Below are 21138 nucleotides of genomic sequence, written 5' to 3' on the forward strand. Positions count from 1 at the left end.
GCTTGGGTATTACCGCTGGGCGCAAGGGTTGCAGAGTAGGGTTTCTATAAACAGGCAGAAGGTTGACGACTTTTTTGAATGAAGAAGAGGACACCCATGATTTCTTGACGGTCTGAGGCGGGCTGTCTAGGTTTGTGGGGGAGTGCATGGACTAGGGAGGGTCCGGAGATGACGCGAGCCAGGAAAGAGCTCGTCTCGGTCGAGACGACGCCGTATTACCACTGCATTTGTCGCTGTGTTCGCCGCGCGTTTCTGTGTGGCGAGGATTCCTATTCGGGCAAGAACTACGAGCACCGGCGCGGCTGGGTGCTTGAGCGCCTGCTTGAGCTGCAGGGCGTGTTCGCGGTGGACGTGTGCGCGTATGCGGTGATGTCGAACCACTATCACCTGGTGGTGCGGCTGGACTCGGATCGGGCGGCGGCGTGGAGCGAAGACGAGGTGATGGAGCGCGAGAAAGAAGAGGACACCCATGATTTCTTGACGGTCTGAGGCGGGCTGTCTAGGTTTCAGGGGGAGTGCATGGACCAGGGAGGGTCCAAAGATGACGCGAGCCAGGAAGGAGCTCGTCTCGGTCGAGACGACGCCGTACTACCATTGTATTTGTCGTTGTGTTCGCCGCGCGTTCCTGTGTGGCGAGGATTCCTATTCGGGCAAGAACTACGAGCACCGGCGCGGATGGGTGCTGGAGCGCCTGCGCGAGCTGCAGGGCGTGTTTGCCGTGGACGTGTGCGCGTATGCAGTGATGTCGAACCACTATCACCTGGTGGTGCGGCTGGATGCGGATCGGGCGGCGGCATGGAGCGAGGGCGAGGTGATGGAGCGCTGGGCGCGGCTGTTCTCGCTACCGGTGCTGGTCGCCCGCTATCGGGCGGGGCAGACGAAGACGGTCGCGGAGCGCGAGCGGGCGCAGCTGCAGATCGTCGAGTGGCGGGCACGACTGCAGGACCTGTCCTGGTTCATGCGCAGTCTGAACGAACATCTGGCGCGGCGGGCAAATGCGGAGGATGGCTGCAAGGGCCGCTTCTGGGAAGGTCGGTACAAGAGCCAGGCGCTGCTGGACGACGCGGCGGTGCTGACCTGTATGAGCTACGTGGATCTGAACCCGGTGCGCGCCGGAATGGCGGATACGCCCGAGGCCTCTGATTTCACCTCGATTCAGCAGCGTATACGGGCACTGGCTCGTAAGGATCAGGGGCATGAAGGTCCGGCGTGCGAGGGAGACGAGCCTCGCCTGACGGTATTGGGCCGGGAAGGCGACGATCCACATGGCAATGCGGTGGCCTTTACCACGGAGGACTACCTGGAGCTGGTGGACTGGACCGGGCGGGCGATCCGCGAGGACAAGCGCGGGGCCATCCCGGAATCCATTCCGCCGATCCTGGAACGCCTGCGGATCGATCCAGTGCATTTCCTGCGGCATGTTGGGCGCGGGGGCAGTACGCAGCATGTGGCGGCGCTTGGCGGTGTGGGCAGCATGAGAAGCGCGGCGGTATCGGCAGGGCGATGCTTTATCAAGGGTATCGGGGTGTCGGCGAGGCTCTTCGCGGGTCCGGGCGGATGGATATGTACGCCGTAAGTAGCAGGCGGATTCCCCTTAGGCGGCGCCCAGGCGGACTGGCTCGCATACACCGAAGGGCAGGCGGCCTCTGGAGGCAGGGTGTATATGTTGGTAATATACAGAGATGATCCAGTGGAAGGACATTACCGGGTTTGACTGGGACGATGGAAATGCCCGGAAGAGCGTGGACAAACATGGTGTGGGGCAGTCGGAGGCGGAGCAGGTGTTTTTCAATACCCCGCTACTGGTTCTGGCGGACGAGGTGCACAGCCAGCGTGAGGTTCGCTACCACGCGTTGGGCGTCACCCATGAAAGCCGCGGATTGCACGTTACGTTCACGCTGCGCGATCGAGATACGAAGATCCGTGTTATTTCGGCCCGGGATATGCACCGCAAAGAGCGAGCAATCTATGAGCAACACCAAGAAGATTCCTGAGTTCCAGGACGAGGCGGAAGAACGAGCGTTCTGGGAAAGCCATGATTCCAGCGACTATGTCGATTGGGGCCGAGCCAAGGCCGTCGAGCTCCCGAACCTCAAGCCCTCCACCAAGACGATCTCGCTGCGCTTACCGGAGTCGCTTCTTGACCACATCAAGATCGAGGCCAACAAGCGCGATATGCCGTATCAGTCCCTGATCAAGGCGTGGCTCGCGGACGATGTAAAGCAGGCTCGCAAGAAAGGCTAGCGGTTGGGTTGAGGGGCTGAGTTCTGTACGTGGATGGGTAAGCCTGATCGGACTCGGGCCAATAGTAGTGATAAGCGACGCATGGAGGCGCGCATGGTTTTACTGATTCTGTATATCCCCTCAGTGCTGGTCGCACTGGGAATCCTGTTTATGGCCAGGCGGGCCGCACTGGGGCCTCGGGCGCGGTATGTCCTCGCAACGCTGATTCTGCCCGTTGTTGTGCTCTTTGCAGGCTGGGCTATCGCCGGTGGCGACCCGTCGATGGGGGTGGCGCTGACGGTCGTGTTCTTCGGGTTTGTGGTCGTTCCCGCCGGTCTTGCTCGGATGTTCGTGCGGCGATACCCGTCCGTATCGCCAACGCAGGAGACAAATGTGAATCGGGGGCGGGACCCTCTAGTGACCGACGTCGCGGAGCAGGAGTCTGATGGCGCTGGGCACGAGTCCGATTCGGGGCATGGAAACGATGTGGCGCCGAGGCAGGATGACCGGGCGCGGGCGATGCGGCTTGCCTTCATGGTGCATACGCCCGGAGCGATGTTGCTGGGACTCGGCCTGGCGGAACGACTCGGAAACTCGGATCCGCTCCTGCCGTGGTTCGAGAACGGCTGGGTGGTCGATGGCATGCTGCTACTGGGGGTGGTGTTGATCGCGATCTCCACGCGGATGATTCTCGCCACGGTGTTCGGCCCGTCCTCCAAGGCGCGAGATTCGGGGAGCCTGGGCCGCCGGAACCCACGCCTCTGACTCGCTGCGAAAGCAGGAAGACGAGTCATGGGGGGCGAGAGGAATGGATGAATCCGGCGACGTGGTCGTATTTTCAGAAACACGGTGGGTTCCAGCCAGCTTTCTGGCCATGCTGGTTGTTCCGGCCCTGCTTTTGCTCGAGCTCGCCCACCGGGCGGCGCCAGCCGGGTGGATTCTGTTCGGTCCGCTGGCGTTTCTGCTTCTGGCGTTGGCACCATGGTTGATTGGTATCCTGAGCAAGCCACGGCGGGTGCTGACACTCGATCCGTACGGGGTTTCGTTTGACCGTATGTGCCGTTTTGGCGCTGTATTCGTGCCGTGGTCGGAGGTCGAGAATGTGGGGAGCTTCACCATGGTTCAGACGGGCAGCGTGACGCTCTTCCTCTACCTGCGTCCTGGTGAATTTCGTTCTTCACTAACTTTTCGTGGTTTTTGGACCCGGCCCGGACGTGTCGAGTGTCCGTTGGTAATGTTTAATCCATGGGAGCAGGATCGAATCGTGAAAGCCTGCCGGGCGTTTCATGAGCGGAGCGTCACGACGAGGACACCCGTGATTTCCTAAAAACTGTCACCTGTGCACAGGACTGTCGGGTCGAGTGGTAGTCACCCGGGTGGGATGGCTTCAGCGCAGGCGGCGTACCTCGGCGATCGCGGAGAGAGCGATCGGGAAAGAATAGGACACTCATGATTTCTTGTGAAACCATTCAGGTAGCGAGGTCCGAACCCGGGCTCGCAGCGCCTACAGTGAGATGACGCAGGGAGCAACCAACGTGTCGAAGAAACGATCGCCGCTAAAGGCGAAGCCACTCCGGAATCCGGGCGAGTCGCTTGAGAGGGAAATCGATCGCCTAATCAACGACCGTGCAATGGCCTACGTGGCAGTGGCCATGGTCATGGTGAGCATTGCGCTACTGGAATGGATACGTTGGTGGACGGGATTCAAATTTGCTCTGGGGACGTGGACCGTGGTCACTACTCTTGTGGTAGTGGGCGTTGCAATTCTTGTGTGGCGAACACGTGTTCGGGTGCGGCGCTTGAGGCAGGGGCTGGATGGCGAGAAGGCCGTTGGGCAATACCTCGAACGTTTGCGCGACCGAGGTGCACATGTGCTCCATGATCTGCCTGGTGACGGATTTAATGTGGATCACGTTGTGATTCATCCGAGCGGGGTGTATGCGGTTGAAACGAAGACATATTCCAAGCCAGTAAAAGGTGATGCGCAGATAGTGTTCGATGGAGAGAAGGTAAGGGTGGCGGGATATGAGCCGGAGCGTGACCCGGTCCGCCAGGCACGGGCGTGCGCGGCATGGGTTCGGGAACAAGTTGCCGAGACGACTGGGAAGACGGTTACGGTACGGCCGGTGGTGGTGTTTCCGGGATGGTTTATCCAGCCCACAGCGGAATCAAGGGGCAGTGATGTGTGGGTGCTGAATCCGAAGGCCCTGCCGGCATTCATTGATCACAGTGACCGAGTGATGCCGGATACGGATGTACATCTGCTCGCGAGCTCGCTTAGCCGACACGTTCGCAGCGCGTCATAGAGGGAAACAGCGGGGTCAGACTACGTTAACTCGCGGAAAGAACAAAGAACATCGACCTCAAAAGAGCGAAGAAGAGGACAGCCGTGATTTCGTCTCGAAGAAGAAGAGGACACCCATGACTCGTTGCGGCAAACTCGGGCGCATTCCTTGTCCTTCGAGGGTTCCATGGCCCGAACATTGTTGCTGATCGTTCTCTTTGGCACGTCGGCGGTATGGGCGGAGTCGCCGGAGCCGATGGTCCCCGCTGAATATTATGATTTCGTGTTCACGAGCGACCCTCGGCTTTCGCCGGATGCTACCCGCGTCGCCTTCGTGCGTAGTCACGTGGACGATGAACGCCGCAATCGGGAATCAAACATCTGGGTGGTGCCGGCCGATGGCTCGGAATCGGCACGGCAGTTCACCCAGGGTGATTCCGATCGGCGTCCCCGTTTTTCTCCCGATGGGCGGCAAATGGCCTTTCTGAGGACCGTCGACGAGGACGCCCAGATCCATCTGATGCCTGTTGACGGTGGTGAAGCCCATGCCATCACCGAGATTCAACAGGGCAGTATCTCGGACTTTGCCTGGCTGCCCGATGGTCAGCACCTGATCGTCACCCTGACCATCGACCCGGCCGTCGAAGATCCTGCGCAGCAAGAGCAGGGGGATGACGCACCGCAGGCGGATGTGAAGGTCTACTCGCGCGCGCTCAACCGTCGTGAGTCGCAGGGTTGGCTGGATGAGAGCCGTCGCACCTTGTGGTTGCTGGATTCGGCAAGCGGCGAACTCGAGCGTTTGGCAGGGGACGCCGAGTGGAACTACAACAACCCGACGGTTTCACCGGATGGTCGCTTCCTGGCGTTCAATACCGATCGCAGCGGCGGCGAGTACGACGGCAGCTTCAATCAGGACATCTACCTGCTCGACCTTGAAAGCCGTGAGGAACGCAAGCTGACCGCGCCCGACGGGCGTGCCACCGACCCACTGTTCTCGCCCAACGGGCGCCAGGTCGCCTTCCTCTATCAGTCCGACCGCTTTCGTCCCGTGGAACTGCACCGCATCGGGATCGGCAACGACGACCACAAGGTACTGCACGATGGCATGGAGTTCTCCGTCACGCAGGCCTGGTGGCCCGAGGGGTTCGATCGTCCCCTGGTATGGGCGGACTTCCGCGGCAGCCGCCCACTGATGCGCTTGGAAGCCGATGGTGACAGCGAGGTGGTCCTCGGTGACAAAGCCGCTCTCAGCGATATCGACTTTGCCGCCGACGGCGAGTCCCTGGCCTTGCTGGTCGAAGACGAGACCCGGATGCCGGAGGTGCACGTCGCCGACAGTGACGGGTTCGAGTCGCGACGCCTGACGGGGTTCAACGACGGCCTGCTGGAGTCGCGTTACCGGACCGAGCTGGAACGCTTCAGCTACGAGGTCGAGGACGGCCGCATGGTGGATGCGTTCCTGCTGCGGCCGAAAGGATTCGACGCCGGCGATAACTGGCCGCTGGTACTGAACATTCGTGGCGGCCCGGCGCATATGTGGGGCCATCGCTGGTTCCACGAGTTTCAGATGATCGCGGGCGCGGGCTACGCGATGTTGTTCACCAACTATCGGGGTTCGACCGGCTACGGCCACGAGTTCCAGGCCTCGGTGCACCACGACTACGGCGGGGTCGACTACCGCGACAACATGCAGGCCCTGGACGCGGCGCTGGAGCGCTTCGACTGGATCGACGAGGAGCGCCTGTTTCTGACCGGCGGCAGCCATGGCGGCTTCCTGACCAACTGGATCACCACGCAGACCGATCGCTTCCGCGCGGCGGTCACCCAGCGCAGTGTCTCCAACTGGATCTCCGAGGCCGGCACCCAGGACTACGTGCCGGCACGGATGAATGCCGAGTTTGGCGGCACGATCTGGACGAACTACGACTATTACTGGGGACGTTCACCGCTCAAGTACGCCGACCAGGTGAGTACGCCGACGCTGATCATCCATTCTAGCGATGATCGGATCACGCCGATCGGACAGGGCCAGGAGTGGTTCTACGCGCTGCTCAACAACGACGTGGAGACCGAGCTGGCGGTATTCGATGGCGAAGGCCACAACCTGTCCCGGGACGGCACTCCGGTGAACCTGGTCAAGCGCCTGGAACTCATCCTCGAGTGGTTTAAGCGCCATGAACCGTGATCCGCAGTGCCAGGTATTGATTGCGGGAGAGAAGAGGACACCCATAATTTTCCCTGCACGGTTAAAGCGCTGGGTGAGTCAGTCCCCGCCATGGGTCATGTTACGGAACGCAAACACGGCGCTGGCGATGATCACCGCGATGGCGAGGCCGTAGTAGAGCGTTTCCAGAGATGCGCCAACCTCTACTGCCTGCTCCAGGAAAAGCACCACCAGAATCACGATCGCGACCTGAATGATCGTGACTTTGAGGTCATGGAAATGCCGGATCTCCAACACGGAGAGCAAGCTGCTTTTTCCGCGGGAATCCGGGTTGATGAACAGCCGGAACAAGCCGACCGCGATGATCTGGAAGGTCACGGCGATCAGCAGCATGTCGAGGACCTTGAGGAACCTCACCGCCAGGCTCTTGCCCTCATCGACCGTGCTGGGCACCTGCTGGACAAAATCGACCAAGATATTGAACACAATGAATACGTTGGCGGCATACAGCAGGAGAGCCGCAATGGTGCTGACCACGACCGTCACCAGTACCAGCAGCCGGCTGCTGGTGAACATTCTTTCCATCATTCGTGCATGCCTCCATGGGCGATTGGTGGTGCACCGGAGAATCGACTTTCAGGCAGAGCGAAGGATATTGATCTATTCAGCGCGGTCCAGTTTGTTCCGGACGATGGCGCCGCCCTTCATGATCAGGTGCAGGTGGTCGTCGGGTGCATCCAGCCAGTCCAGCCCGGCCGCCGGGTCGGCATCGACCACGAGCAGGTCGGCCAGGGCCCCTTCGGCGATCACGCCGAGGCGGCCGGGGTAGGGGGCGCGGTCGCCGGACAGGGCGAGCAGTTGGCCGGCCGCGCCGGTGGCCATGTGCAGGGCCTCCAGCGGGGGCATGAAGCGGGTCAGCTTGGCCAGCTGGCGGCCCTGGCTGACGGCGCCCTCGGGGCTGAACAGGATGTCGGTCCCGAAGGCCATGGGCACGCCATACTGGCGGCCCAGTTCGAAGGCTTGCTCGGTGCCCGTGCTCACCTGGAGCTGTTTGGCCCGGGAGACGGGGTCCGTTTTCGGGTTGGCGTCCTCGTCGTCCAGGAAGGGCTGGATGCTCCACCACACGTTGGCGTCCGCCATCATGCGCACCGTCTCCTCGTCGGCCAGCTGGCCGTGCTCGATGGAGCGCACCCCGGCGCGGATTGCGCGCTGGATGCCCTGCGGCGTGTAGACATGGGCGCACACGTAGGTGCCCCAGTCGGCAGCGGCGCGCACGGCGGCATGCATCTCCTCCTCCAGGTACTGAGCGGTGTCCAGCGGGTCGTACAGACTGGAGACGCCGCCCCCGGCCATGATCTTGATCTGGCTGGCGCCTTGCATCAGCTGTTCCCGGGTGCGCCGCAGCACCTCGTCCACGCCGTCCGCAATCGCGGCGACGCCGCTGCTCTCGATGTAACTCGGCGGGGTGCCGGGCATGCGCGGCAATTCGTGGCGCTGGCGAAAATCGCCGTGCCCGGAGGTCTGGGAGATCATCGCGCCGCAGGGGAAGATGCGCGGGCCGGCCACCGCGCCGCGGTCGATGGCCATCTTCAGGCCAAAGGCCGGGCCGCCGAGATCGCGCACGGTGGTGAAGCCGCGCATCAGGGTCGCGCCGGCCTCGCGCCCGGCCATCAGGTGCAGGAAGCCGATGTCCGCGGTCATGGCGGTCATCTGGCTGACCCCGACCAGCGTGCTGTGCCAGTGGGCGTCGATCAGGCCGGGGATGACCGCGCGCCCGCCGCAGTCGATTGCGCGCGCACCGGTTGGGCCCTCGCCGCGCCGGGGCAGCGCGGCGATGCGGCCGTCCTCGATCAGGATGTCCACGTCCTCGCGCAGCGAGAGGGTCTCGCCGTCGAACAGCCGCAGGTGGGTGAGCAGCAGCGGCTGCCCGGGCGCGCCGGCCTTGAGCTCGCGCGGGGCGAGGCCGAAGCCCGCGAACATGCCCAGTACGGCGGCGACACCGCCGAGGAACTGGCGCCGGTTCAGGTCGGCCTCGATGCGCCGGAGGGCCGCCTGGGTGTGGGCCGCGCCACAATGGCAGGGGTTGATGCCGGCGTTCGCGCCGTGCGGTGCACAACAGGCCATGCCCATGATGGTGTGGCTCCTGGTGACGGCACCTGGCGGCTGGACTCGGCGCACGCTGCCGGGTAGTGCGGGATGTGCCCCGGTGCCTTGCGGGTACATGAATCCCGGGCGCCGCCGATTGCGGGCGACGGCCGGGGGCATGCTTGCAGCATACCCCTGTTTGGGCGTTCGTCTACTGGCGGGACCGGGCTATTGGTGAACGTGCGCGGGGGGTGAAGGACGGACCGCCTGCGCGAAGAAAAGGAAGAAAAGAGGACAGCCGTGATTTCGTCTCGATATGAGCTCGCGAGGCCCAATAACGGGGCGTCGTTGCTTGAGCATTGTCGGCAAGCCGTCTAGCGTCACAGGGAAGGCCGAAAGACCGCCCGGGATACCGGGAAGGAGTGACCTCATGGCCAGCGATAACATCCCGACCGTGGACTGGCAGGACGGACGGAACGCGGGACGGGTGAAATTCCAGGTGATGCACGAGGAGCCGGTGGTTTTGATGATGCCAGCGGGTATGGACTGGTCGGTGGAGGGCAGCGAGTTTGGGTGCAAGACGGACCCGGACAGCGGAATGCAGCGCGGCTGCGAGGGTGGAGGCCTGGTGCGGAAGTTGGCCGAGCTCAACGACATGCCCAAGCTGAACGACATTGCGGACGCCTGCGAGTACGCGAGTTGTCGCGTCGATATCGACCCCGCCGGCGCGCGCATCATCTTCCACGACTGACCCGTCCGGTAACGCATCGCCGCGACCGCATGGCCTTGCCGACTGCGAAGAGGGGCGGATGATCTTTGTGTTCGAGATCCATCTCCGGCCCGGCTGTACCGCCGAGGAGTATGCGGATGCCTGGGTGCGGGCCAGCCGGATCATCCAGCAGGCCCCAGGTGCTCGTGGCACCCGATTGCACCGGAAGATTGGCGATCCGCACGTACTGCTGGCCATCGCGCACTGGGACTCGAAGGACCAGCGCGATGCGATGGAGGCGGACCAGCCGGACCACGTGCGCCGCATCATTGCAGAGCAGGCGGCTTGCGTGGATGTGCGGGTCATCGGCGAGTTCGAGGACGCCGAATGGTGCGTCGCCCCACCCGCAATGGATGACACGAGTATCTGCTGAGTCTTCGGCCTCAGGGAGGTCCCGTGCCACCAAAACCGCCCTTTCCCCGCTGTTCTGTCGAAGAAGGTGAGTGACCGTGTGGGCCCTTCGACGGCGGGTTGTCTGACGCTTGCGTGCGAGCTTCCTCCTCGGCCTCGCCTTCGGTCTGGGGCAGCGCCCGCGGGTCGAGATGGTGGATCACCGGGGTGGTGCGGGTGAGGGTGCGGAAGGGCTCTCGGGCCTCGGCCGTGTCGCGCCTGAGCAGCAATGCGATCAGTGCGACCAGCGCGCCGATGGTGGCCATGTAGGCCAGCAGCCCGGGCCCGCCCAGCAAGGCGATGGCCCACCCGCCGAGGATCGGGCCCGCGACGGCCCCGAGGCCCCAGAGGAAGAGCAGGGCCGCGGTCACTGCCACGAAGTCGTTGGGCTGGAGGACATCGTTGGCGTGGGAGACGGCCAGCGGGTAAAGGGTGAACGCGAGCCCGCCGAACACCCCTGCAAGTGTGAGTATGGCCCAGAGCGGGACAGCGCCGATGGTGGCGACGAGCGCGAGCGATATCAGTGCCACGCCACCACCGACCACGATCATCAGCGTCCGGCGGCCGAAGCGATCCGAGAAGTAGCCGATCGGCCACTGGAGCACCACTCCACCGAGAATCAGGCTGGTCATGACCAGCGATACCCCAGCGATGTCGAGGCCCATGCGCAGGGCGAAGACTGGCGTCAGCGTGAAGGCGGCGCCGCTGACCAGTCCGGCGGCGACGCAGACCGTTGCCGCCAGGGGCGAGGCGGTCACCACCTGGCGCAACTTCATGCGCTTGTGGCCAGGGGTGTCCTGCGGCATCCCTGTGCGTGTCAGGGCCACTGGCACCAGGCAGAGGGCAAACAGTGCCGCCACGACCATGAAGAGTTCGGTGCTGACGGGTTCGTAGAGGTTGAGCAGGGGCTGGCCGGCGGCCAGCCCCAGGTAGGCGAGAAACTGGTAGACCGAAAAGACTCGACCGCGCGTTCGGTTCTCCGTGCGGGCATGGAGCCAGCTTTCGACCACCAGGTAGGCGCCTGCGAGACAGAACCCGATCACCACGCGCAGAGCGAACCAGGCCCAGACGTCAACATGGAGGCCCAGGAGGAGGATCGCGACGGTGGCGATCGCCGCGAAGATCGCGAAGGCGCGGATGTGGCCGGTGCGCCGTATTACCCAGTCGCCCTGCTGGGCTCCGATGACCAGCCCGATGTAGTAGGCGGACATGATGAGCCCCTTGAGCTGGGGGTCGATGGCTTCGAGGCTCAGGCGTGTGCTGACTAGCGTCCCCATGAGGCCGCTGCCCATCACCAGGATGGTGACGGAGGCGAGCAGGGCGACGATGGGGATGAGCAGGCGGGCCAACGCGTCGGCTCTCGATGGGCGGGCGATACAGGCAGTTTGTGCCAGCCCCGGGCCGGCCGACAAGCCGAGCCAGGCCGGGGAACCACCTAGGGTAGGGGGCAACTAGAATTTCTTGATGTTACGAGCCGGGCGGGTGCAGGGCGTACTCAATGGGCGGTCAGTATCGTTGTGATGGTGCCAGGACGACCTTGTTGCGGCCATGACGCTTGGCGGTGCTCATGGCATCGTCGGCCCGGGTCAGCAGCGTGTCCAGCGCTTCCGGGCTCTCTGGGATCTGGCTCGCGATGCCGATCGAGACGGTCAGGGGGACAGGGGGGTGCCCCGAGCCGTCGTCGGGGAGGGGCTCGCGTTCGAAGCGCGAGCGCAGCTGTTCGGCATCTCGGGGACCCGTGCCGCGGAAGAAGGGGACACCCATGTTCTGTTTCGTTTCCGCTGCGCGGCACGGTGCTGTTTCCGATTTCCGCTGGGCCGTACGCGGCCGGGCGCAAGGGATCTATCCAGACAAGAAGGGGACATCGACGCCCCTCTCCCTGGTCCGTCCCAAGCGGTGAACATGGGGGCCAGGATCACCGGCCCGGACCGGCACTGAAGCGCGGCATCGTCTACATTGGAAACATAATGGCGAGGCACGAATGCCTCCCTCCCATGTGTTCGGGGTACCGAGGGATGAAGAGATGATTGGGTCGTTTCCGATCTCTCCGTTCTCGTTTGCATGCGTCTGTCAGGCGGGTGTTCCCTCGGATTCGGTCTATGGTTCCGCAACCCCATGAAACTCAAAGCCCTGGCCCTGGATTACGATGGGACGATCGCCGAGGACGGGCGGCTGAACCCTGCCGTGCGCGGGGCGCTGGAGCGTGCGCGTTCGGCTGGCCTGGTGGTGTTGATCGTTACGGGGCGGATTATTGGTGAGCTGCGGCATTTAGCTGGCGATCTCACCTTCGCCGAAGCGGTCGTCGGTGAAAACGGCGCAGTAATCACCTTTCCCCGGAGCGGGCGCTCGACGGCCTTGCACGAACCGCCGCCGCCGGCGTTTCTCGATGGATTGAGTGAGCGCAGCGTCGAGTTCAAGTGCGGCGAGGTTGTGGTGGAGGCCGCCGCGTCCGCTGCCCCCGAGGCCCTGGAACTGATCCGGCGGCTCGAGCTACCGCTGGCGATCCTGTTCAATCGCGGGCGCATGATGATCCTGCCCCAGGCGATCAGCAAGGCCACGGGATTTGCGGTCGCCCTTGAGGCCTTTCGCCTCTCTCCTCATAACGTCCTGGCGATCGGCGACGCGGAGAACGATCATGAGTTGCTTCGCAGCGCCGAGGTCGGAGTGGCGGTCGAGTGGGGCAGTGCCGCGCTCCAGTCGATCGCCGACGAGGTGTTGCCGGGCAAAGGGCCGGCCGCGGTGGCCGACTACATCGATGCAATTCTGGAGGGGCCGGACAAGCTCCGCTCGGGCTATCCCCGTCGAAGACTGGTGTTGGGAACGACGCGTGGCGGCAATGACGTGTCGCTGGCGGTGTCGGGTCGGAACGTGGTTATCAGCGGAGATCCGAGATCCGGAAAGTCATGGGTGGCCGGTCTGGTGTGCGAGCAGCTGATCCTGCATGGCTACAGTCTGTGCATCGTTGACCCTGAAGGCGATTATGCCGGCCTGGAGGGGCTGCCCCGGGTGCTGATGACCGGCGGCGATGATCCGCCGCCCAAGCCGCATGAGCTGACGCGGTTGCTGCGGTATCCGGACCGCAGCGTCATCCTTAACCTGTCGCAGCTTTCTCATCTGCAAAAGCTCGACTACCTCAGAGACATTCTTCCGGAGATCACAGTGGTGCGCCACCGTACCGGGCTGCCGCATCGGGTACTGGTCGATGAGGCGCATTATTTCCTTTGCGACCCGCAGGCCATGTCGCTGCTGGACGTGGGGGCGGGAGGCTGCACGATGGTGACCTATCGGGCATCACAGCTGCACCCCGATGTCCTGCAGGTGGCCGACGTCATGCTGGTCTCGAGGGCGACCGATCCTGAGGAAGTGGCCGCCCTGGCAAGGGCCGCCCGGGTGTCGGTGGATCTGGAGGAATGGAAGAGCCTCCTGGCGGGGTTGGCGGTCAATGAGGTCGCCCTCCTGCCGGGGCCAGAGGAGGCCGAAGGCCGGCTGCGGATCATGCGTCTGGCCGAGCGCCTGACACCCCACGTCCGCCATCGCATGAAGTACATCGATGTCCCGGTGGCCGCGCATCACGCGTTTGTGTTTTCGACAGACGGCCACCCGTCAGGCCAGCGCGCCCATACGCTTAAGGAGTTTGTGGACACGCTGGCGTGGATGGAGCCCAAGCGGTTCCATGGCCACCTGCAGCGCCGCGACTTTTCGAACTGGATCGAGGGGGTGTTCGGAGATCGGCCCCTGGCCGCCCGAATCCGTCAGTTGGAGGACGCCTATCGGGCGGGGCGCATAGCCGACATCCATGAAGCCATCATCGAGGCCGTCCAGTCGCGCTATGCATTCAGGCATGAGGCTTAAGGGAATGCCGGGTGCGCGGGACATGCAACGAACACTGATGATCCTCTCCGACGTTCTCGCGAGTCCGCCCCCTAGGGACGAGATGACTGACCATCGTTCCAACGGAGATCGTGACCGGGAGGACCAGGAGGACCAGGAGCCGGGACACCCCGGCGGGGACGATCGCGACTCGGAAGACCGCGACCGGGAAGACCGAGGCTCGCCCGAGCCGTCGCGCGGGGAGCGACCCGGCGACTCACCTGGCGGCATGCCACCGCGTCGCGGCCCCGACCTCGGTCCCGGCCCGGGTGGGCCCGAACCGGACGGCCCGGGCAACAAGGGTGGGCGGCCACAGTGGCTGTTCGTGCTGTGGATCGCGATCAGCGTACTGGTGCTGTTCCAGCTCCTGACGCTGGTGCAGGAGCCGGACCGAGCGGAACTCACCTACAGCGAGTTCGTGCGCGCGGTGGACCAGGGTCAGGTGCACGAGGTGAAGATGCGCGGCCACGAGGTGCAGGGCACGCTGACTGTGGTCGGGCGCCAGGACCTGGGCATCGACGATCCCGGGCACTTCCGTACCTTCACCCCGGAGCTGACCGGCGAGGAGCTGCTGCGCAAGCTGGAAGACCGCGGGGTGGAGATCTCGGCTGAGGCCGCGGATCCGCCATGGTGGCAGGCACTGCTGGTGGGTTTTCTCCCTTTGCTGCTGTTGCTTGGACTGCTGGTGTGGTTCTGGTCTCGCATGCAACAACGGGCGATGTCAGGTGTGGGCGGCGGCCCGCTGCAGTTCGGCAAGTCCATCGCGCGGCGAGTGGAGCCGCAGAAGAGTCGCGTGCGCATGGACGACGTGGCCGGCTGCGACAACGCCAAGCGCGAGGTGCAGGAGGTGATCGACTTCCTCAAGGAGCCGGACCGCTTCAAGGACCTGGGGGCCACCATCCCGCGCGGCATCCTGATGATGGGGCCGCCGGGCACCGGCAAGACGCTGATGGCGCGCGCGGTGGCCGGGGAGGCCGGGGTGCCGTTCTTCACCGTGACCGGGTCGGAGTTCATCGAGATGTTCGTAGGCGTCGGCGCCTCGCGCGTGCGCGATCTGTTCCGCCAGGCCAAGGAGAACGCGCCGTCAGTGATCTTCATCGACGAGCTGGATGCGATCGGCCGCTCGCGCGGGGCCGGCGTCGGCGGCGGACACGACGAGCGCGAGCAGACCCTGAACCAGATCCTGTCGGAGATGGACGGCTTCGAGCACGAGGAGTCGGTGGTGGTGCTGGCCGCCACCAACCGCCCGGACGTGCTCGATGCCGCGCTGCTGCGCCCCGGGCGTTTCGACCGCAAGATCACCCTCGAAAACCCGCACCGCGAGGCGCGCCGGTCGATTCTCGGCGTGCATACCCGGAAGGTGCCGCTGGCGGACGACGTCGATCTCGACCAGGTTGCTGCCTCGACCATCGGCTTTTCCGGCGCGGAGCTTGCCAACCTGGTCAACGAGGCGGCGCTGTTAGCGGGGCGGCGCCGGCTGAAGCAGGTGGATCGCGCCTGTTTCTTCGATGCTCGCGACCGCATCATGCTGGGCGAGAAGCGCGAGGAGAAGATCTCCGAGCGCGAGCGCCACGTGATCGCCTATCACGAATCCGGGCATGCGCTGCTGGCGTATCTGCTACCGCATGCCGACACCCTGGAGAAGGTCACGGTAATCCCGCGCGGGTTCGCCCTGGGCGTGACCTCGCAGGTGCCGGACGAGGAACGCCACACCTACAACGAGTCCTATCTGCGCGACAGGATCGGCGTGATGTTCGGCGGGCGGCTGGCGGAGTCGCTGGTGTTCGGCGAGGTCAGCAGCGGGGCGGAGAACGATCTGCGTCAGGCGACCCAGCTGGCGCGGCGGATGGTGGCGCACTGGGGCATGAGCAAGCGCGTCGGGCCGGTGTCGCTGCCGCAGAGCGAGGAGCATGTGTTCCTCGGGCGTGAGATCGCGCGCCCGCGCGAACACAGCGAGACCACCGCGGCGTTGATTGACGAAGAGGTGCGCGACCTGCTGGAGGAGATTGAGGGCAACGCCCGCGCCACGCTGGAACATCACCGCGACGCCCTGGATGCCCTCGCCCGCGCACTGGAAGAGCGCGAGACCCTGACCCGCGAGGAGATCGAGGCGATCGTCGACCAGTACGGGCCGGGGCAGCCCGCAGCCGAAAAGTCCGGCAACACCGGAGTCTCTGGCACCCCCTGAGACAGGCAACCCCGACCCCGTGCAAGCACGATCCTGAGAGAGCGGAGCACGAATCGTGGCGGATTCGGCAAGTTTTCGAGGGTCGGCAGCCGGGGCTGTTGGAGGCCTGGAATGAGGTTCTTTGGCCACGAACGCGGATGAGCGTGTTGCGTCTGTGGATTTCACCGAGCATGGTCTGATGGATGGCCGTCGAACTCCCGAACCTTAAGTCCTCAACACCCCAACGCTAATGGCAGACACTCGCTACGTCACCGCAAACCGTCTGACTGAGGAGTCGAAGGCGATCCAGAGGCGCGGGCGCAACCTGGTGCTGCTCCTGGGGTTGCCGGTCGCGCTCGGTGGGTTCTTCGTGCATCCGCTGGTGGGCCTGATCACACTGGCAGGGGTGGTCGCGCTGGTGGGCCTGGTTGGCGGCAGCGCGGTCATCGAGGCGGGTGCGCGGGGCGAAGATGCGGCGTTGGAGTACCTGGCGGAGCTTCCCGGCTCGTTCACGGTCTTCAACCAGGTGGATTTGCCGGATGAACGCTCGCGTACCGGCGTGGCGGAGGCGGATCTGGTGGTGGTGGGGCCGGAGGCGCTGTTCGTGATCGAGGTGAAGCACAACAGCGGGGCCATCGACTGCGACGAGCAGGCTTCGCGATGGACGGTGAGCAAGACCGGGCGGCGCGGCAGCCGCTACACCAAGCAGATGCGCAACCCGGTGCGGCAGGTGAAGAAGCAGGTGTGGCTACTGAGCGAGTACCTGAAGGGCCGCAAGGCCAAGCGTTGGATCCAGCCGATCGTGCTGTTCACGCACCCGGAGGTGTCGCTTGGGCGTGCGGGCGAGCTGTCGGTGCCGGTGCTGACGGGGCCGGAGCTGGTGGAGTACATCCGCAGCTTCCGCCCCGAGCGCCCGCGCCCGGTGAAGGAGAACACGGTTCGGGCCATCGCGGCGCTGAAGGGATGAAGGCGGGGGCGTGCCCCGGACAGGGCCGGCCGGTCCCGCGCGGGCGGTTATTCCTCGGCCGGTTCGCCGGTGACGAGTTCCTGCATGAGTGGACGAATCTTCTGTTCGGTGGCGGGCAGAAGGGGACATCCATGATTTCTCGTTCTGCGGCGTCCTCAAGGCGCGGGGGCCTTGAGGACCTGGCGCCCTCGTCAGCCCGGCCAGAACGGGGATTGTGAAACTCGAGATCCTCCTCTGTGTTCTATGCTCCCAGACTCGAGGGGATGACAGAGACGGCGAATCATGCCTCGACGATGCAGTGATGGACACCGCGAGGCCCTGCTGGCGAGGCTACCGTGCCGCCGCCTCACGGCCTGGCGGGGGGAGCCGGCTCCGGTACAGGGGAGTTCAGGATGAGTGCGCAAACCATCGGGGAACTGCTGTCTTCCCGTTCCGTTCGCGAGGACCAGGACGCAGTCGTCTCCATGAGCCGCGATGGCTCCGATGCCCTCGCTCGGGGGGAACTGCTCGAACGGGCGGGGCGCCTGGCGGCCGGGCTGCAGGAGGCCGGAGTCGGGCAGGGCGACCGGGTCCTGATCCTGGCTCCCAACAGCGCCGAGTGGGTGGTGTCGGCCCTGGGCGTGATGAATGCCGGTGCGGTCCTGGTACCCCTGGATACCCAGATGCCGCGCGAGGACCTGGACCACGCGATCTCGGATTCCGCACCGCGTTTCATCTTTACCACCACGAAGCTCAGGGACCGGCTCCCCGAGGCCCTTGGCGAGGTACGCATCTACCGGTTCGATGCGGACGCCGATGCTGCGGATGCCTGGGAGGGGCTTCTCGCGAAGGCGCCGGCAGACCCGGTTGCGGGCCCGGATGATATCGCGGCGATCTTCTATACCTCCGGCACCACGGGGCCGCCGAAGGGGGTCCCGCTGACGCATGCCAACCTGAGCAGCAACGTGGAGGCGTTGTGCGACCAGGAGCTTGCGGACGATCGCGATCGGGTTCTGGTGCCCCTGCCATTTCACCATGTGTATCCGTTTACCGTGGGCATCCTGATTCCGCTGACCCTGGGCGCGACCATCATCGTGCCGTTCTCGCTGGTGGGTCCGCAGATCGTGCGCGCGCTTCGCGAGGGCGAGGCCACGGTGATGCTTGGGGTGCCGCGGTTGTACGAGGCCGTGTGGCAGGCCCTGGAAGATCGGGTCGCGGGGCGCGGCGGGCTGGCGGCGTTCGTGTTCCGGCGGATCATCGGTGTCTCCAGGCTGGCGCGCCGCCGGCTCGGTCTCAACCTCGGCCGGAGGCTGCTGAAGGGCCTGCACAGTCGCCTGGCCCCGCGCCTGCGGCTGGTCGTCGCTGGCGGGTCGGCGCTCGATCCGGAGCTGGCGCGCAACCTGCAGGCGCTGGGCTGGGAGGTGGCGACCGGCTACGGCCTCAGCGAGACCTCCCCGATCCTGACCTACAACCCGCCGGATCGGCTCAAGATCGAGGCCGCCGGTCTGCCGTTGCCCGGAGTCGAGCTCAAGATCGACGATTCGCAGTCTGGCGACGGGCGTGGCGAGGTGATGGCGCGCGGGCCGAACGTGTTCTCCGGCTACCTGAACCTGCCGGACAAGACCCAGGAGGTCCTGGAGGAAGACGCCTGGTTCCGCACCGGCGATACCGGCGAGATCGACGATGACGGTTACCTGCACCTGCTCGGGCGGGAATCTTCGATGATCGTCCTCTCGGGCGGCGAGAACGTTGATCCGGAACGGGTGGAAGATGCATTGAAGACGATCAAGGACGTACGCGAGGCCGGTATTCTGGCGCACGAAGATCGCCTGGCCGCTGTCGTTGTGCCCGAATCGGGTCTGCTGCGCGAGGTGACCGGCGACGATCTCGAGAAGCGCCTGAGGGAGGCGGTGAACCGGGCGGCGAAGGAACTGCCAAGCCATCATCGCCCGGGCACGGTGCGCGTTGCGCTCGACCCGTTGCCGCGCACGCGCCTGGGCAAGCTGCGTCGGCACAAGCTGGAAGAGTTGTTCGAGGAGCTGGGCCGGGAGGACACGGTCTCCGAGGCGCTGCCGGAGCCGGTTTCGCCCGAATCCTGGGCGCCGGAAGACCAGCAGCTGCTGTCGGATCCTGCAGCGGAGCAGACATGGGCCTATCTTGCCGAACGGTTTCATGACCTGCGTCTGACGCCGGACAGCATGCTGGCGGACGAACTCGGGATCGATTCGCTCAACTGGGTGGATCTGACGCTTGCGCTGGAGGACCGCGCGGGCATCGACCTCGACGATTCGGCGATCGAGCGCGTGGAGACGGTGCGCGACCTGCTGAAGGAGGCGGCCGGAGCCGCGGAGGCGAAGGAAGGGCGAGGGGAGCTCAAGCAGCAGCTCCAGGATCCCGAGTCTTTGCTCGATCCTGCTCAGCAGAGTGCTCTGGAGCCGCCGGGGACGGCCGGCCGGGTGGCCGGGCGTCTGCTCCTGGGAGGTGCGCGGCTGCTGAGCCGATTGTTGATGCGCGTGGAGGTGCGGGGCCGACTCCCCGATCCGGATGCGGGTCCCCATATCCTTGCACCGCGCCATCTGAGCTTCGTGGACCCGCTGGCGTTGCTGCCGGCGTTCAGCACGCGACACCTGGAAGCGCTGTACTGGGCGGGCCTGGAGGCCTATCTGTTTTCCAACCGGTTCTCCCGCGCGTTCAGCCGCATCGCGCGCATTCTGCCGGTCGATCCCGCCGCGGCACCGCGGCGCAGTCTCCTGCAGGCCGCCGCGACTGTGCGGCGCGGCCACAGCCTGGTCTGGTTTCCGGAAGGGCAGCGTTCCCCGGACGGCAGTCTCCAGCGCCTGCGGCCCGGCATCGGGCTGGTGCTCGCAGCACAGCCCGTGCCGGTGGTGCCGATATGGATTGAGGGTACACGCGAGGTGATGGCCCCGGGTTGGATCTTCCCGCGGCCTGGCAAGAGGGTGCGCGTGATCATTGGCGAGCCGATTTCGGTCGATGCCTGCGGCCAGAATGAGCGCGAGATCGTGCAGACCCTTCAGGCCGCACTCGGGGAGCTGGGAGGGGAGCCCGCGGCCGAAGACAAGCGGTAGGGGCGCGCACGCGGCGAGGCCGTGCCAAGGGGGCATCTCGTGCCACACGCATTAATGACGGGGTCGGACCACGGTAACGTTGGGAGAATCTCGGGAACCCAGTCGAGAAGGGAGATGGCGAAGTAGGGGGGCACCCATGACTTGGCTCGCTGAGTGGTGTGTCCGGCGCCGCATCGTCCAGGGCGGCTGGGCTCCTGCGCGTGTGCCTGGGGCAGGGGTGGCTGTAGGTCGCTTGGGCCGTCCGGTGGCGCCGCTATCAGACATTGAATGGGTCGGAGCGATGCCCAGGAAGAGGGCACCCATGAGTTTTAGCACGGCGCGCAGGACGAGGAGGAAACCGGGCGGGATGCCGGACCAGATTTTTGTCCCCGTTAGTCGAGGATGCCGTGGTCGCGGCCGATGGCACGGGCTGGTGCCTTAAAAACGGCCACGCATGGTTTCCAGGGAAACGCTGCTTGCTCAGGACACGACCCGGACACCGATGACCTGCTGAGGCGTTCTCCCGGGCTGCCCTGTTCGGGGCCAGGCCCGATTGCCTCTACGCGCGGAGGAGCTGGCCCTTTACGCCGTGTTTTCTGGGCGTTTGCAGAAACTGGTGCCTACGCTTCGGGCATCACGTTGGTCGCGCTCGGGCCCTTCGGGCCTTGTTCTACCTCGTAGGAGACTTTCTGTCCCTCGGCGAGGGTCTTGAAGCCGCTGCCCTGGATATTGCTGTGATGCACGAATACGTCCTTGGAACCATCCGAGGGGGTGATGAAACCGAAGCCCTTTTCGTCACTGAACCATTTCACTGTACCGGTAGCCATTCTGTCCTGCTCCTTGCGATTGGAGTCGATGCGGACAGGCGTTTCCGGCCGAGTCCGTCGACACGGTGCTGCGCTGCAGTGTCTGTCTGGCGGCAGTCCCTGTGCCGCGAGAGTAGGGCGAGGGCCTGCCAGTCAGCGCGACTGCTGGCGCGGGTGGGGCGGGATGTCGCCCTTGCTTGTTTTATAGCAGTTCGCGCGGGAAGCGGGGCGATTACGCCTGGATCCGGAACGCCCGCGCAGTCGCATGATTTACGAACCGAAGAAGGGCGACGAAGGGGGCACCCATGATTGCGCCAAGAAGATGCCCGAGTTGCAGGACGTGGCAAGGAGAACGGGCGTTCCGCTGAA

General features: G+C 64.8%; 18 protein-coding genes and 2 pseudogenes. 15 read left to right on the top strand and 5 right to left on the bottom strand.

What is annotated here, in order from left to right:
• Positions 1–168 precede the first annotated feature (168 nt).
• The 8 genes and pseudogenes from F466_RS0107835 to F466_RS0107865 form a co-directional block, all read left to right on the top strand.
• Positions 169–435: pseudogene (locus F466_RS0107835) on the top strand (transposase); the annotation flags it as partial.
• 106 nt (positions 436–541) lie between these two features.
• Positions 542–1576: a transposase gene (locus tag F466_RS0107840; protein ID WP_026296433.1), complete on the top strand. Its 1035-nt coding sequence runs from the start codon at positions 542–544 to the stop codon at positions 1574–1576.
• Positions 1577–1682: 106 nt separating this feature from the next.
• Complete coding sequence (locus F466_RS0107845; RefSeq protein ID WP_018649437.1) at positions 1683–1994, top strand: BrnT family toxin; 312 nt, start codon at positions 1683–1685, stop codon at positions 1992–1994.
• Positions 1969–2244: a BrnA antitoxin family protein gene (locus tag F466_RS0107850; protein ID WP_018649438.1), complete on the top strand. Its 276-nt coding sequence runs from the start codon at positions 1969–1971 to the stop codon at positions 2242–2244. The genes F466_RS0107845 and F466_RS0107850 overlap by 26 nt, the downstream gene beginning before the upstream one ends.
• Positions 2245–2337: 93 nt before the next feature.
• Entirely contained in the window at positions 2338–2988 is a 651-nt protein-coding gene (locus F466_RS0107855) for a hypothetical protein (protein ID WP_018993803.1), read from the top strand.
• Positions 2989–3031: 43 nt separating this feature from the next.
• A complete protein-coding gene (locus F466_RS0107860; RefSeq protein ID WP_018993804.1) occupies positions 3032–3550 on the top strand; it encodes a hypothetical protein in 519 nt (172 codons plus the stop codon).
• A gap of 208 nt (positions 3551–3758) precedes the next feature.
• Positions 3759–4529: a nuclease-related domain-containing protein gene (locus F466_RS13460; RefSeq protein ID WP_232199156.1), complete on the top strand. Its 771-nt coding sequence runs from the start codon at positions 3759–3761 to the stop codon at positions 4527–4529.
• A gap of 165 nt (positions 4530–4694) precedes the next feature.
• Positions 4695–6692, top strand: a complete 1998-nt coding sequence (locus tag F466_RS0107865; protein ID WP_026296434.1) for a S9 family peptidase — start codon at positions 4695–4697, stop codon at positions 6690–6692.
• Between the two features lie 78 nt (positions 6693–6770).
• On the opposite strand, the gene F466_RS0107870 is transcribed toward F466_RS0107865, so the two are convergent.
• Both F466_RS0107870 and F466_RS0107875 read right to left on the bottom strand, forming a co-directional pair.
• The gene (locus F466_RS0107870; RefSeq protein ID WP_018649441.1) at positions 6771–7247 is read right to left on the bottom strand and encodes a YqhA family protein; all 477 of its coding nucleotides are present in this window, start codon (positions 7245–7247) and stop codon (positions 6771–6773) included.
• 84 nt (positions 7248–7331) lie between these two features.
• Complete coding sequence (locus F466_RS0107875; RefSeq protein WP_018993806.1) at positions 7332–8801, bottom strand: amidohydrolase family protein; 1470 nt, start codon at positions 8799–8801, stop codon at positions 7332–7334.
• 385 nt (positions 8802–9186) lie between these two features.
• On the opposite strand from F466_RS0107875, the gene F466_RS0107880 reads away from it, so the two are divergent.
• Together F466_RS0107880 and F466_RS0107885 are read left to right on the top strand one after the other, a co-directional pair.
• Entirely contained in the window at positions 9187–9507 is a 321-nt protein-coding gene (locus F466_RS0107880; RefSeq protein WP_018993807.1) for a hypothetical protein, read from the top strand.
• A 58-nt stretch (positions 9508–9565) separates the two neighbouring features.
• Positions 9566–9898 carry an antibiotic biosynthesis monooxygenase gene (locus tag F466_RS0107885; protein WP_018993808.1) on the top strand — a complete coding sequence of 111 codons (333 nt, stop codon included), beginning with the start codon at positions 9566–9568 and terminating at the stop codon, positions 9896–9898.
• 10 nt (positions 9899–9908) lie between these two features.
• Here the strand turns inward: F466_RS0107885 and F466_RS0107890 are convergent, their stop codons facing one another.
• Together F466_RS0107890 and F466_RS0107895 are read right to left on the bottom strand one after the other, a co-directional pair.
• Positions 9909–11264 (bottom strand): MFS transporter, encoded by a 1356-nt coding sequence (locus F466_RS0107890; RefSeq protein WP_018993809.1) that lies wholly within the window; start codon positions 11262–11264, stop codon positions 9909–9911.
• 157 nt (positions 11265–11421) lie between these two features.
• On the bottom strand, positions 11422–11679 hold the full coding sequence (locus F466_RS0107895) for a diguanylate cyclase domain-containing protein (protein WP_018993810.1): 258 nt from the start codon (positions 11677–11679) through the stop codon (positions 11422–11424).
• 351 nt (positions 11680–12030) lie between these two features.
• Between F466_RS0107895 and F466_RS0107900 the strand changes: the two genes are divergently transcribed.
• The 5 genes and pseudogenes from F466_RS0107900 (at position 12031) to F466_RS0107915 (ending at position 19984) form a co-directional block, all read left to right on the top strand.
• Entirely contained in the window at positions 12031–13767 is a 1737-nt protein-coding gene (locus F466_RS0107900; protein WP_018993811.1) for an HAD hydrolase family protein, read from the top strand.
• Positions 13768–13849: 82 nt separating this feature from the next.
• Positions 13850–15973, top strand: coding sequence for an ATP-dependent zinc metalloprotease FtsH (ftsH, locus tag F466_RS0107905; RefSeq protein WP_018993812.1), 2124 nt, complete (start codon positions 13850–13852; stop codon positions 15971–15973).
• A gap of 121 nt (positions 15974–16094) precedes the next feature.
• Positions 16095–16178 (top strand): annotated as a pseudogene (locus F466_RS13650) (DUF2442 domain-containing protein); the annotation flags it as partial.
• A 24-nt stretch (positions 16179–16202) separates the two neighbouring features.
• Positions 16203–16919 (top strand): nuclease-related domain-containing protein, encoded by a 717-nt coding sequence (locus F466_RS0107910; RefSeq protein ID WP_018993813.1) that lies wholly within the window; start codon positions 16203–16205, stop codon positions 16917–16919.
• Positions 16920–17311: 392 nt separating this feature from the next.
• Positions 17312–19984, top strand: a complete 2673-nt coding sequence (locus F466_RS0107915; RefSeq protein WP_018993814.1) for an AMP-binding protein — start codon at positions 17312–17314, stop codon at positions 19982–19984.
• A gap of 599 nt (positions 19985–20583) precedes the next feature.
• Here the strand turns inward: F466_RS0107915 and F466_RS0107920 are convergent.
• Entirely contained in the window at positions 20584–20790 is a 207-nt protein-coding gene (locus F466_RS0107920; RefSeq protein ID WP_018649446.1) for a cold-shock protein, read from the bottom strand.
• Positions 20791–21138 lie beyond the last annotated feature (348 nt).

Source organism: Thioalkalivibrio sp. ALgr1 (assembly GCF_000378285.1).
GTDB lineage: Bacteria > Pseudomonadota > Gammaproteobacteria > Ectothiorhodospirales > Ectothiorhodospiraceae > Thioalkalivibrio.